Genomic DNA, 13,233 nt, shown 5'->3' on the forward strand with positions numbered 1-13,233 from the left:
TTCCGTCGCGCCCGACGACATTGCGGATATAGCGGCGCCCGATGGCCCTCGGTGGTTTCGTGCCGAAGAAGCTGCGGCGCACCTAGACCGTTAGAACGCACCATGAGACTCTCTGCGCTGCAAACCAGCAAGCGAACCCCGCACTACGGCGACGGCTCTACTGGTACGGCCCGCACCTTCGCGAAGGAGCGCGTACGCGAGCAGGCGCGCGGTATTCCACGCTCCGCGTCCCATGACTATTCCTAGCCCTCTCGACCCCGGCTGGCGGCAGACCCAAATACGGTTGCGACTCGTGAAGAAATACACCGCCGCGCGTGAGCTCCGCTTGCCCTTCGACGATCCACCCTCCGCGTGGAACAGCACGCTCGAGGTTACGACTGCCAGGGACATCCCGGAGGCGCGTGCTCGGAGACTGAGTTCTACATCCTCCCAGTAAAGGAATAGAGAGTCGTCGAATCCGCCCAGCCGGTCCCAAGTTTCGCGGCGCATCATCGGCGCGGCTCCCGTGATGAACTCGGTCGACAGAAAAATCGGAGCGTCACGTAGTGCGACGGGGTCTCGTCCCAGCTGACTTTCTTCGACTCGCCCGGCGGAGCGATCGATCCGGCCGCCACTGAACCAGATCCGGTCAACCGCGCCTCGGCTGTGAACTATCACCGGGGATACGATGTCCGCCACCCGATTCGTAAGGGCATCGACCAGGGGCTTGACGGTTCCCTGGCTCACTAGCGTGTCGGGGTTGAGCAGCCACACCACCTCATCTCTCGCGCGCGGGGTCACGCGAGAGAGTTCGTTATGTCCACCCCCGAACCCCAGGTTGTGTTCGGACCGGTAGACCTGGGCGGACTCGTAGCGGGAAGCGACTTCCACGAGGGCAGCGAAGTCGGCTTCGGAGGAGGCATTGTCGAGAATGGCCACGCGATCCACCGACGTGATGAGCCCGGGCAGGCAAGCGGCGACGTGTTGAGCGGATTCGTAATTGACAATCCAGGCCGTAACTGGTGGGCGATGCGGGGGCGTGACTGCGCCATCAATACTCATGCTGCGACCTGTGCGTCCATGAGAGCTCTAAGTTGTGCGGCCGAGTCCACCCAGCGAGGGAGGGCGCGCGTCTCGGAGTGGGCGGGTGGATTATCCAGAGCCCGGGCGATCTGATAGCTAAGCTCCGCGGGGTTGGGCGCGGCGACTAGTACCGAGTCCCCGAAAATATCCGCCATGCCGCTGTCGCTGGTCACAACCGCGGGTATGCCGAGAAACTCGGCTTCCGCAACGGGCAGTCCGAAGCCCTCGTCCGACGACGGCATCACGATTACCGAGGAACCTGCGATGATTTGTTGGTATATTCGATCGGTTACGAATCCAGGGAATGTCACCTTCGCGGTCGGTGCCACTTCCCGTGCAAGGCGCGCGAGTTCCTCCGCATATTTACCTCGTGCGCCAAGCACTGTCAGTGCTACGGGTTCTCGAGTAGAGAGTGGTAACTCTCCGAGCGCACGAATGACCAACTCCGGGCGCTTGTTGTTGTGATGACCGAAGGTCGTGATCGCCCTCTTGCCGACCTGGGTTGCCGTGAGCCCCCAGTCCCGTGCGTGGTCGCGGCCGTTCTCTACGACGGCCGTGTTAGCGGATGGCACATACTGGCGAGTTTCTGCCTCGGCCTTACGGGAGATGCATATGTTGAGTCCGGCGCGCCGCGCCGAAATCTCCCAGAGCTTTCTGTAGAGCCTTTGGAACCACGGGAACTCCTCCGGATTCTTCTTATGTCGCCAGTCGTGCTGGAAACAAACCGCTCGCGCACGCGGTATCAGCGGCGAGACGATCGGACTCAGCGATACGACGATGTCGGCGCGAGCACGCCGTGCGATGACCGGAAGCCGCAGGATCTGCCCCACACTCCGGCCAGCGACAGATTCGTTGTTGACAACTTCCACGACAGTGCCAAACGGTGCGAAATGGTCGACGCCCCACGGTCCCGTCACAACGGTCACTTCGTCGCATGGATAGGTGGCGATGTAGGCGCGAATGAGTTCCGTGGCGTGGAGCTTCATACCACCTGAGTGAGTGGTGGCGGCCAGCGCGTCGAAAACTACTCTCATGGGGTGCACCAGCCGCTCTGCTGTAGTCGCTTCTGAGTCCAGCGGGGGGCCGGCGAGAGCAGAGCCGGGTAGCGGAGGTAGAACTTGGTCATCGAAGCGAGCTCCAGACGCCAGGCGGAAAGATTGGCACCGGTCGCCTCGCGCGCCCATCCATGTACCCAGCTGAGTCGTCCGAGCACCACGGAGGTGCCTCCGCCAGCCCTATTACGAAGACACATATCGGTGTCTTCGTAATAGACAAAGAACGTCTCGTCCCATGGCCCGAGTTCCGCGAACCGACTTCGCGCTCCGGCAATTACGGCCCCCGTGAGCCAGCTCACCTCTATCTCGGCGTCGGCTGGCGCTATTAACCGGTATGTGCCCTCAAGTCGCGACGGCGCAAGCCGATGCACTATTTTTGCCGCTAGGAACGGCACTCCCCGCCCGTTCGGTTGGGCGCTTCCGTCGGGGAAGCGAAGTTGCGGCGCAACGAGGGCTCGCGGATTCACGGCGAGATACTCGGCCATCCGGTCGAGATCCTCAAGCTCAGGCGTGACATCCGGGTTGACGAACGCAATCAGTGGGGCGGCCGCTCTGGCAAACCCCAGGTTATTCGCGGCGCCGAAACCGATATTGCGACCAAGGGGAATCGTCGTTGCGCCCAATGCGGACGCTACCGCCAGCGTGTCATCGCTGGAGCCATTGTCGATGACGATCCACTCGACGTCTGGCGGGAGAGATACATTTCCCCAATACTGCTTCAGCTTGCTGGCCGAGTTGTACGAGACAGTGATGAGTGACCAGCGTGCAGCTGGGGGCTCGGCGGCTTCCGATGACGCGGGGTGCGGGGATCTCATTGCTCTAGTTCCTCGGCTGGCTGATGTAGTGCACAAACCCCCGCTGGTAGGCGCCCGTGCAAAGGGAGCGCGCTACCGAACTGACGAACGGCGATCAATGGGCTGTTCCTCCGGGCCAGAAAGCTGCGCGCGCCGTTCTCGCCAGTATGACAATGTCCCCCATGAGGGACCAATTTTCTACGTACGACAAGTCCAGACGCACTGTGTCCTCCCATGACAACGAGGAGCGTCCGCTGACCTGCCACAGACCCGTTATGCCGGGCTTGGCAAGGAACCGACGGTGCACATGGTCCGCGTACTTCGCGACTTCGGAGGGCAGGGGCGGACGGGGCCCGACCAGGGACATCGAGCCGCCGATGACGTTAAACAGCTGGGGTAACTCGTCCAAGCTGAACTTCCGCATAACACGGCCCACTGGCGTCACCCGAGGATCGTTCTTCATCTTGAACATGACTTCGTTTCCCACGTCTCGATGCTGCTCCGCGAGCTGCTCAAGGAGGTCCTCCGCATTGACGACCATGGACCGGAACTTCAGCATGGTGAACTCTTTGCCACGGAGGCCTATACGGGTCTGGCGGAAAAGCACGGGGCCCGGGCTCGTGAAGCGCACCGTCATAGCCAGAAGGAGCAGTACGGGGCTCAGAACGATGACGCCTAGGATGCTTGCTGCCAGATCGACTGTTCGCTTCAGGAAGATTTGCCCCTTGCTGAAGCGCGGGGTCTCCACGTGGATCAATGGCAAGCCAGCCACCGGGCGGGCGTGAAGCCGCGGGCCGGCAATATCGATGATGCTGGGCGCCAGCACGAGGTGCTGACGTCCGGCTTCGAGACTCCACGAGATCTGCTTAACCTTGTCCGGAGGCAGCTCGTCGGTGCTCGTCACGGCCACTGTGTCCGCCCCCGTCGCCGCGATAGCCTGCTCGATGGCATCCACGTTGCCCATCACCGGGATGCGCGTCCCCGGGATTGTGTCTGCGACCTTCCCGGACGGAACGCAGGCGCCGACGACGCGGTAGCCGGCGCTGCTCGAGCGCTGCAACTCGCGGGCGATCTGGGTCACCGAGTTAAGCGAACCAACCAGGAGCACATTCGCGGAGAACTCGCCACGTTGTCGCTTCATGATGAGCCATTGGCGCCACACCCAGCGACCGATCACGAGCGTCACGATGCCGAGAGGGAGGCTGATAAGCAAGTACCCACGAGCGACTTCGGTCTGCGTGAGGAAGGCGACGATGGCGATGAGCCCGAACAGGCGAAAGCTCGCGTCCGCGACGCGGATGTACTCCTGGGAGCCCCAGCCGATGACGCGTTCGCTCCGCGAATCGATGAGAGACAGCGCCCAGAACCACGCCACGATCAGGAAGGTTGAGAATGCCCAGTAGGACAGGTCGGTGATCCTTGCATCGTGGGCGATCGCCACCTCGACGTTGCCGGCACCGAACCACGCGATCTGCGCCCCGTAGACGACCCACACGAGCACGAGGAGATCCGTGAGCATCAGTCGTCGCGCGTAGGCGCGGCGCCATCTCGACGGCTTATCGGGCACCTTCGTCAGGCTAGCCGATAGGTCAAGAGCGCCCGTGGTTATGGAGCGCTCAGCGTGGTTCTCGGTACTCTGCGACGGCGGTGTCGCGTCGACCCGCAGGTCTGACGTCACAGTAGTTTCCTTCCGTCGTCCGGTGCCCCAACGGATTGTTCCAGGCGTCACGCTAGCACCGGTTTGTGTCGCCGAAATGACGTAATGGGGGACACGTGGGGGACAAAGGTTGACGGCACGGCGGCCCACGCCGTCATAGGGATTGGGTCGAATCACGGGAGTCGGATCAGCGACTCCCCTGACCAGAGGAGGGCGTCATCGCCGGTCGCTGCGACCGCGACGGGCGTCGCCGGGTCGACAGCAGCGCAGCCGAGTGGGGTGGACTCGGAGAACCCGCCGCCCGAGAGGGCGGAGACCTCGAGGCCCTGGCACGCCGCCGACCGTGCGGCGACCAGGAGTTCGTCGCCCGAGATGGCGACGGCCGCCGCATCCGGGATCGGGAGGGGAAGCCATTCGCGGTCGGCGCCCAACACGTACGCAGTGCCCTCGCACACCAGGGCCACGGTGGCGCCGGCGGCGCGCACGCTGCGGGGGTCGGCGCACGGCGCATCGACCTGGCCGCCCGGGGTGATGAGACTGTTCGGTTCGGTCGGGTCGAGGTAGCGGGATGCGGCGAGCACCTCGGGGTACGGCTCCCAGAACTCGCCCTGCGTGAAGGTGCGGAGGGCCTGCGTTTCGCACTCGTCGCCCATGCCCGCGACCATCTCGGCCTCGGTGCCGGCGAAGGCGTCGAGGGCGAGGAGCTGCCCGATTCCCCGGTAGGCCGGGGTGACGTCTTCCCAGGTGTCACCGCCGTCGGTCGAGCGCTCGATCAGCGGGGCTGCTGCGCCGCATTCACCGGCGATTCCGCGCCACATCCCGCCCGACCCGACAGAGAGGAATCGCTCCTCCGCGCGCGGGTACGCCGCACCGGCGACGGGCGCTGGCGGCGACGATGGCGTCGGCGCGGTCGTCGCCCCGCCCCCGAAGGTGAACGTCGGGGCGGGAGCGGCCTCTCCCGCGGTCTGCGGTGCGCGCACCCGATCGACGGCGATGACGGCGAGCACGATCGTGCCGATGGCCAGCACGGCGACCAGCACGCCGGCGAGCCATCGCGCGGAAGTGCTGACGCCGGGCGGACGTCGGGCCATCACACTCCTAGTCAGGGAAGCAGGCTGGAAGCGCCGGTTTCGGTGGCGGGCTGAGCTCCTGCGCGCCCGGAGCGGCGGCGGGCGGCACGGCGGGGCTTGTCGGACTTCGACGGGGTCTGCGACTCCACGTAGTTGCCGTAGCCGCCGTAGCCGTAGCCATACCCGTATCCATAGGCATCGGGTCCGCGCGTCGGCACCATCGTCATGACGACGCCGGCGACCTTGCCGCCCACCGTCTCCAGAGCCTCGAAGGCACCGCTGAGCTGGTGAGTGGTGGTGCGCCCCGCCGCGACGATGACGATGGCCCCGGCGGTGGAGCGGGAGAGGATCGCCGCATCCGTCACGGGAAGAAGCGGGGGAGCGTCGCACAGGACGACGTCGAACTCTTTCGAGAGCGCCTCGAGCAGCTGCCCCATCTGCTTCGAGCCGAGCAGCTCGCTGGGGTTCGGCGGGATCTTCCCGGCCGGAAGGATGTAGAGCGGGCGCTTGCCCCAGGGGAACATGACGTCGGCGACGCGGGCCCGGCCGATGAGGACGTCGGTGAGGCCCGCGCCGCCCTCGATGTTCAGGTACTCCGACACCTTCGGCTTGCGCAGATCGCAGTCGATGAGCGCGACGCGCTTGCCGGCGTCGGCGAGGGCGACGGCCAGGTTGATCGTCGTCGTCGACTTGCCCTCGCTCGGCAGGCTGGAGGTGACGACGAAGCTGTGGCCCCCGTCCATCTCGAGGAACTGGAGGTTGGTGCGGAGTGACCGGAACGCCTCGGAGCGGGTGTTGTGCGGGTCGGCCTCGAGGATCAGGGGCCGCTCGCTCGCCTTCGGGTCGAACGGGATGGCTCCGATGAGGGGCCGGTCGGTGAGGGCCTCGACGTCGCGGGCGTTGCGCACCCGGTTGTCGAGCACCGAGCGGAGCACCGAGATCCCGAGCCCGGCAGCGAGGCCGATCAGCCCGCCCAGGGCGAGGTTCAGGGGCACGTTCGGGCTCACCGGCTTGAGCGGGGGCAGCGCGTCTTTCACCCGGCTGAGCTGCACCGGGCTGGTGGGCTGGCCTTCGCGCGTCTCGATCGTCTCGACCGCCGCGGTCAGGCTCGCCGAAATCGCGTTGGCGAGGTCGGCTGCCATGACGGGGTCGGCGTCTTCGACAGAGATGTCGATGAGGAAGGAGTTGAGGGGGGTCGACGACGTCACCTGCTCGGCGAGGGCGTCGGCGGTGCCCTCCAAGCCGAGCTCGGCGATGACGGGATTGAGGACGAGCGGGCTCTCGGCGAGTTGGACGTACGTGCCCACGCGCTGGAGGGCGAAGCTACCGCCCTGCTGCAGCTCGGCGACGCTGCCGCCGGCCTCCGTCGAGACGAAGACGCGAGTGGATGCCTCATAGAGAGGAGTGCGCGTGAGGGAGTACCCGGCAGCCACCGCGATCCCGAGGAGAGTCGTGGCGAGGATCACGAGCCAACTCTTGCGGAGGATGCGGATGTAGTCGCTGAGCTCCATGACGCCTCTCGGGGGTGCGTGGGGTACGCGATCATCCTGCCATACAGAGTGTTTCCAATCCGTGACGGCGGCACGCCGTTCCGATCAGGTCAGAACCGCCCGCAGAACCCGTGTGATGTCCCCCAGTCCGGGGAGCAGCTGAGCGGTCGAACGCTGGTACGTCTCCCATGACCGACGGTAGGGATCGATCACGTCATCGGCGGCCGGATCGGAGGGCGCCTCGACCCCGCCGCGGCGGGCGTTCAGCACCTCCAGCGCTGCACGGACGCGGACGTGCGGGTCGGTGCCGGCAGCATCCGCCGCCCCCGTCAGTTCCGAGTCGGTGACCCCGGACGCGAGACGCTCGAACTCGCGCACGGTGAAGGTCGACCGCATCCGCGCGGGGGAGAGCTCCACGATGCGCTTCCGGTGCTCGCGCGTCATGGCGATCACGAGGTCGGGCGTGACCAGTTCGCGCTCGCTCAGCCAGCGGCCGCGGTGGGCGGCGCTGTCGTCGGCCGCGACGCCGAGGGATGCGGCCATCCGCGCGGCTTCTGGTGTCATCGGGGAATCGATCATCGCGCTGGTGCCGGCGCTGGCGACCCGGACGTCGAGGGGACTCAGGCGCGCGCGCAGCATCTGCTCGGCCAGCGGCGAGCGGCAGATGTTGCCGGTGCAGACGGTGAGGATCTCGATGGTCGGCGACGACGATGTGTCGCCCTGCGGGGCGAACAGGCCGCTCAGGTCCAGGTCGAGCATCCCGTCCCTTATCTGTCGGCGTGGGGGCGCTTCGTCTCGCTTCGCCCGCCCGGCGAACCGGGGGAGGCGGAGGTTGCTCCTCGGCGACCGGCGGCGGGCCGGTAACGTGGGCGTCGATGTCCGAGTCTACCGACGCCGCGCGCCGTGACCTCCTTGTGTCGGAGGTCGATGTCGAGACTGCGGAGACGGTCGAGGAGGCACCTGGCGAGCGGTCGAGCCGCCGCCGGTCGCCGCGCCGGCACCGCACCTGGATCGAGGGCGGCACCTCGGTGCAGCGCTGGGGCTGGGAGATGCTCGGCTGGGCGGTGCTCAGCCTCGGCGCCGGCATCGTCGCCGCGGCAGCGCTCAACGAATTCGCTCCCCAGCCGCTCGGGTCGACCCTGTCGCTCGTGGTGCTGTGGATCGCCTTCGCCGCACCCGTCGTCGTCGCGTTCGTCCGGTCGCGCCCGCGGGCGCTGCTGCGCTTCCGCCCGCTCGACCTCCTCTACGGCATCACCCTCGGCATCCTGTTGCGCTTCGCGCAGGGAGGGCTGGAGATGCTCGCCGGCGGCAGCGGAGCCTGGCCGTCGTACCCCTCCGCCGGTGGCGGCCTGCCGGCGGGATGGTTCTTCGACCAGCTGCTCGGTGCCACTCTTATAGCGCCGGTGCTGGAGGAGTTCTTCTTCCGCGGGCTCGTGCTGGTCGCCGTCTACACGGCGGTGCGCCGGATCGCCGGGCGCGGCGTCGCCGGATTCGCCGCGGCCCTCGTCTCCACCGGCCTCTTCGTCGTGGCGCATGCGGTGCTCGCGCCGATCCCGTGGGACGCCGCGGTCTCGCTGACGCTCGTCGGACTCGTCAACAGCCTCCTCGTGCTGCTGACGGGACGCATCTGGGCCGCCGTGCTCGTGCACATCGTCTACAACGGCCTCTGGGTGGCGCTCTCCACCGCCGGCACGCTGCTCGGCGGATCGAGCGGGCCCAGCCTCAGCTGAGCCGCTGGCCGCGGATGACGCGGGGGTGGGTCAGCGGGCGCCGGCGGGTGCGGGCGCCGGGCGTGTCAGCCGGGCGATGAGGAGCGCGAGGACGACGCCGGCGGCCGTGCCGAGGGAGTTGGCGGCGACATCCCACGCGCTCGCCGTCCGTCCCGGGAGCGCCAGGTCTTGCACGACCTCGATCGCCAGCGACGCCGCGACGCCCAGCGCGAGGGTGACCGGTGCCGAGCGCACGAGCGGTGTCAGCAGCAGCCCGAACGGCAGGAAGAGCGCGATGTTCGCCGTGAACTCCAGGCGCCGATGCGTCGCCCACGGCAGGAGACGCTCGATCGCCGCGAGCAGCGGTCCGGCGTCGCGGTCGACGTGCGTCGGCCAGAAGGCGATCAGCGCCAGAACCAGCACGTACACGCCCAGAGCGACCACGAGCAGGCCCCGCACGCGCGGATCGACGGGTGCTCGGAGCATCCCGTCACGATAGACGCTCGCGGTTACCCCCGCGTTTCGGGCCGGACGCTTCGACAGGCTCAGCGACCGGCCCTGGGCTCAGCGGTGTCACGATCGGTGATGTTTGGCTGCAGCATCCGCATGCCGTAAGCTATTCGTTTGGTGCTCGCCGACTGCTGGCGGCACTGCGAACGTGAGCCCTCCACTGGTGTCTTCGCTCTTCCGCCCCTCGACAAGCTCGGGGACCGACAGAGAAAGCCCCCGGAGCGGGATTCACGAACACCTCCGTTCGAATCAGAAAGCAGCATTACTGTGACGCGCACTTACACCCCCAAAGCTGGCGAAGCCCAGCGCGACTGGCTCGTGATCGACGCCACCGACGTGGTTCTCGGCCGCCTCGCCTCCCACGCCGCCGTGCTCCTCCGCGGCAAGCACAAGCCGACCTTCGCCAACCACATGGACGCCGGCGACTTCGTCATCATCATCAACGCCGACAAGGTCGCGCTGACGGGCCAGAAGCTCCAGAAGAAGAAGGCGTACCGCCACTCGGGTTACCCGGGCGGTCTCAAGTCGGTCACCTACGAGGAGCTTCTCGCGAAGAACCCCGAGCGCGCCGTCGAGAAGGCCGTTCGCGGCATGCTCCCGAAGAACAGCCTGGGCGCTCAGCAGCTCTCCAAGCTCAAGGTCTACCGCGGCGCAGAGCACCCCCACGGTGCGCAGCAGCCCAAGACGTACACCTTCGACCAGGTCGCCCAGTAAGCGCCGATTAAGGATCACTCGTGTCGAACATCGAGAACTACTCAACCGAGACGCCGGCTGACCAGACCGTCGTCGCCGCCGAGCGCCCCGTCCTGAGCGTGCCGGGCGCCGCAGTGGGCCGCCGCAAGCAGGCCATCGCCCGCGTGCGCATCGTCCCCGGCACCGGCGTCATCACCGTCAACGGCCGCACGTTCGAGGACTACTTCCCGAACAAGCTGCACCAGCAGCTCGTGAAGGACCCCTTCACCGTGCTCAACCTCACCGATGCGTACGACGTCATCGCGCGCATCTCCGGCGGTGGCCCCTCGGGTCAGGCCGGCGCGCTGCGCCTGGGCATCGCCCGCTCGCTCAACGGGATCGACGTGGAGAACAACCGCGCCGCCCTGAAGAAGGCCGGCTTCCTCTCCCGTGACGCTCGCGTCAAGGAGCGCAAGAAGGCCGGTCTCAAGAAGGCCCGCAAGGCGCCTCAGTACTCCAAGCGCTGAGTTCGGCTCGTTCCATGCCGCTGTTCGGCACGGACGGGGTGCGGGGGCTGGCCAACGGCCCCCTCACCGCCGACCTCGCACTTCACCTGGCCCAGGCGACCGCCGTCGTCCTGGGCCAGGGCCGTACGGCCGCGGCGCGCCGCGCCGAGGGACGGCGGCTCACCGCCGTGGTCGCCCGTGATCCGCGCGTGTCGGGCGAGTTCATCTCCGCCGCCGTCGCGGCCGGGCTCGCCTCATCCGGTGTCGACGTGCTCGATGCGGGCGTCATCCCGACCCCCGCTGCCGCGTACCTGATCGGCGACATCGACGCCGACTTCGGCGTGATGGTGTCGGCCTCGCACAACCCGGCGCCCGACAACGGCATCAAGATCTTCGCCCGCGGCGGCGTGAAGCTCCCCGACATCGTCGAGCAGCGCATCGAAGCCGCCCTCGAGTGGGACAAGCTGCAGCCCACCGGCGCCGGTGTCGGCCGCATCCGCCGCTTCGCCGACGCGGAAGACCGTTACGTCGTGCACCTGCTGGCCTCGCTGCCGCACCGGCTCGACGGCATCCATGTCGTGCTCGACTGCGCGCACGGTGCCGCTGCCGGTGTGTCGCCCGAGACGTTCCGCGACGCCGGAGCCCAGGTCACCGTCATCGGCGCCGACCCCGACGGCCTCAACATCAACGACGGCGTCGGCTCGACGCACCTCGACCAGCTCGCGACGAAGGTGCTCGAAGTGGGCGCCGACGTCGGAATCGCCCACGACGGCGACGCCGACCGGTGCCTCGCCGTAGACGCGGCGGGCCGCATCGTCGACGGCGACCAGATCATGGCGATCCTCGCGGTGGCGATGAAAGACCGTGGGCGCCTCGTGGACGACACCCTGGTGGCGACCGTGATGAGCAACCTGGGCCTTCACCGCGCCATGAAGGAACACGGCATCGACGTCGTGCAGACCGGCGTGGGCGACCGCTACGTGCTCGAGGCGATGAACAAGAACGGCTACTCCCTCGGCGGCGAGCAGTCGGGTCACGTCATCATGAGCGATTTCGCCACCACCGGCGACGGGCTGCTCACGGGCCTGCACCTCGTGGCCGAGATGGCGCGGCAGGGGAAGACGCTCGCCGAGCTCGCCTCGGTCATGACCGTGTTCCCCCAGGTGCTCGTGAACGTGCGCGACGTCGACCGCACCCGCGTCGCGACCGACGAGGTACTGCAGGCCGAGGTGAAGGCCGTGACCGGCGAACTCGGCGACACCGGACGCGTGCTGCTGCGCGCATCCGGAACCGAAGCCCTCGTGCGCGTCATGGTCGAGGCCGCGGACGCCGAGTCGGCCCAGGCCTACGCCGACCGCATCGCGACGGTCGTGCGCGAGCGCCTCGCCGCGTAGAGCGCGGCTGCGCGCGTGCGTCGTGCGTGGGTCGTGCGTGCATGCCGGGGATGACGCGGGTTACCTGTGCGAAACATCCGCGGCGTATCCTGGTGGAGCAACGTAAGCCGTTGCGGGCCACCGGGACAAAAAACCTCGGTGGAACAAGAGAGAGACGTCGGTGTCGCTCGAACCCCGCCTGCTTTCGGGTGCGTTCGGCGACCGCGCGTCTCACCTTCCTGCCAACCGGTGAAAGTGTGAGTAAGACATGACAGTGAAAGTCTCGGTCGTCGTCGGCAATCCGAAGCCGCAATCGCGAACCCTGAAGGTGGCCACGACCCTGGTCGAGAGCCTGCTCGGCCCCGGCACCTACGACCTGACGGTGATCGACCTCGCCGACTACGAAGCCGACATCTTCGCGTGGCCGTCGGAGACGATGGCGGCGCTGAACGCCGCCGTCGCCGGAAGCGACCTCGCGGTCTTCGCCTCGCCGACCTACAAGGCGACGTTCACGGGCCTCCTGAAGGCCTTCCTCGATCGGTACCCTGCGAACGGGCTGTCGGGCGTCGTCGCGATCCCGGTTCTCACCGGGGCCGACCAGACCCACTCGATGGGTCCGACGCACACCCTGGCGCCGCTCCTCGCGGAGCTCGGCGCCATCGTCCCTGGCCGCGGTTTCTACTTCATCTCGAGCCAGATGGACCGCCTCGACGACCTCGTGGATGCGGCGGCCGCCGAGTACCGCGGAAACCTCGCGCGACTGGCATCCCTCGCCGGCGCCACGCGGGTGGAAGCGCCGGCAGGCGTGGACGCGGAGGTGGCGCGATGAGCACCGTCGACCCCCGAGCCTTCCGCGACACCCTCGGGCACTTCGCATCCGGAATCACCATCGTCAGCGGCGTCGACGACGACGGCCCCATCGGCTTCACGTGCCAGTCGTTCTACAGCGTGTCGATGGATCCGCCGCTCATCTCCTTCAGCGTCATGACGACGTCGACGACGTACCCCCGCATCCGCGATACCGGCCGGTTCGCCGTCAACGTGCTCTCGCACCATCAGCACGACGTGTCGAGCCAGTTCGCCCGCAAGGGATCGGACAAGTGGGCGGGGGTCGCGTGGACGCCGACCGAGGCGGGGAATCCGGTGATCAACGACACCCTCATGTGGCTGGATTGCGAGATCTGGGCCGAGCATGAGGCGGGCGATCACCTCATCGTGATCGGCAAGGTTGTCGAGCTGAGCCCGCCGGAGTGGCACCGCCACGAGCCGCTGCTGTTCTTCAAGGGCGCCTACCGGCACCTCCGCGACCTCGTGAGCTGACGCGAGGTCGGTCCG

General features: G+C 67.4%; 14 protein-coding genes. 6 read left to right on the top strand and 8 right to left on the bottom strand.

Annotated features, from left to right (window positions below; translation table 11 throughout):
* Window positions 1-90 precede the first annotated feature (90 nt).
* The 7 genes from AC2DGY_RS14465 to AC2DGY_RS14495 form a co-directional block, all read right to left on the bottom strand.
* Window positions 91-1,041: a glycosyltransferase gene (locus AC2DGY_RS14465; RefSeq protein ID WP_484510452.1), complete on the bottom strand. Its 951-nt coding sequence runs from the start codon at window positions 1,039-1,041 to the stop codon at window positions 91-93.
* Window positions 1,038-2,048 (bottom strand): glycosyltransferase, encoded by a 1,011-nt coding sequence (locus tag AC2DGY_RS14470; protein ID WP_484510453.1) that lies wholly within the window; start codon window positions 2,046-2,048, stop codon window positions 1,038-1,040. The genes AC2DGY_RS14465 and AC2DGY_RS14470 overlap by 4 nt, the downstream gene beginning before the upstream one ends.
* Window positions 2,049-2,092: 44 nt before the next feature.
* Entirely contained in the window at window positions 2,093-2,932 is an 840-nt protein-coding gene (locus AC2DGY_RS14475; protein WP_484510454.1) for a glycosyltransferase, read from the bottom strand.
* A 94-nt stretch (window positions 2,933-3,026) separates the two neighbouring features.
* Window positions 3,027-4,430 (bottom strand): sugar transferase, encoded by a 1,404-nt coding sequence (locus tag AC2DGY_RS14480; RefSeq protein WP_484510619.1) that lies wholly within the window; start codon window positions 4,428-4,430, stop codon window positions 3,027-3,029.
* A 311-nt stretch (window positions 4,431-4,741) separates the two neighbouring features.
* Window positions 4,742-5,659, bottom strand: coding sequence for a hypothetical protein (locus AC2DGY_RS14485; protein ID WP_484510455.1), 918 nt, complete (start codon window positions 5,657-5,659; stop codon window positions 4,742-4,744).
* 11 nt (window positions 5,660-5,670) lie between these two features.
* Complete coding sequence (locus AC2DGY_RS14490) at window positions 5,671-7,149, bottom strand: tyrosine-protein kinase domain-containing protein (protein ID WP_484510456.1); 1,479 nt, start codon at window positions 7,147-7,149, stop codon at window positions 5,671-5,673.
* An 84-nt stretch (window positions 7,150-7,233) separates the two neighbouring features.
* Complete coding sequence (locus tag AC2DGY_RS14495) at window positions 7,234-7,887, bottom strand: arsenate reductase/protein-tyrosine-phosphatase family protein (protein WP_484510457.1); 654 nt, start codon at window positions 7,885-7,887, stop codon at window positions 7,234-7,236.
* A gap of 116 nt (window positions 7,888-8,003) precedes the next feature.
* Here AC2DGY_RS14495 and AC2DGY_RS14500 point away from each other — a divergent pair, with 116 nt between their 5' ends.
* Window positions 8,004-8,858, top strand: a complete 855-nt coding sequence (locus AC2DGY_RS14500; RefSeq protein WP_484510458.1) for a CPBP family intramembrane glutamic endopeptidase — start codon at window positions 8,004-8,006, stop codon at window positions 8,856-8,858.
* A gap of 30 nt (window positions 8,859-8,888) precedes the next feature.
* On the opposite strand, the gene AC2DGY_RS14505 is transcribed toward AC2DGY_RS14500, so the two are convergent.
* Window positions 8,889-9,323 carry a VanZ family protein gene (locus AC2DGY_RS14505; protein ID WP_484510459.1) on the bottom strand — a complete coding sequence of 145 codons (435 nt, stop codon included), beginning with the start codon at window positions 9,321-9,323 and terminating at the stop codon, window positions 8,889-8,891.
* Window positions 9,324-9,614: 291 nt separating this feature from the next.
* Between AC2DGY_RS14505 and rplM the strand changes: the two genes are divergently transcribed.
* From rplM to AC2DGY_RS14530, 5 genes are all read left to right on the top strand, one after another.
* Window positions 9,615-10,061 carry a 50S ribosomal protein L13 gene (gene rplM, locus AC2DGY_RS14510; protein WP_484510460.1) on the top strand — a complete coding sequence of 149 codons (447 nt, stop codon included), beginning with the start codon at window positions 9,615-9,617 and terminating at the stop codon, window positions 10,059-10,061.
* Between the two features lie 20 nt (window positions 10,062-10,081).
* Window positions 10,082-10,546, top strand: coding sequence for a 30S ribosomal protein S9 (rpsI, locus tag AC2DGY_RS14515; RefSeq protein WP_484510461.1), 465 nt, complete (start codon window positions 10,082-10,084; stop codon window positions 10,544-10,546).
* 14 nt (window positions 10,547-10,560) lie between these two features.
* Window positions 10,561-11,919, top strand: a complete 1,359-nt coding sequence (glmM, locus tag AC2DGY_RS14520; protein ID WP_484510462.1) for a phosphoglucosamine mutase — start codon at window positions 10,561-10,563, stop codon at window positions 11,917-11,919.
* Between the two features lie 247 nt (window positions 11,920-12,166).
* Window positions 12,167-12,727, top strand: a complete 561-nt coding sequence (locus AC2DGY_RS14525) for an NADPH-dependent FMN reductase (RefSeq protein WP_484510463.1) — start codon at window positions 12,167-12,169, stop codon at window positions 12,725-12,727.
* Entirely contained in the window at window positions 12,724-13,218 is a 495-nt protein-coding gene (locus AC2DGY_RS14530; protein WP_484510464.1) for a flavin reductase family protein, read from the top strand. Before AC2DGY_RS14525 ends, AC2DGY_RS14530 begins: the two co-directional genes overlap by 4 nt.
* Window positions 13,219-13,233 lie beyond the last annotated feature (15 nt).

It is taken from the genome of Microbacterium sp. Z6_144 (assembly GCF_057197625.1).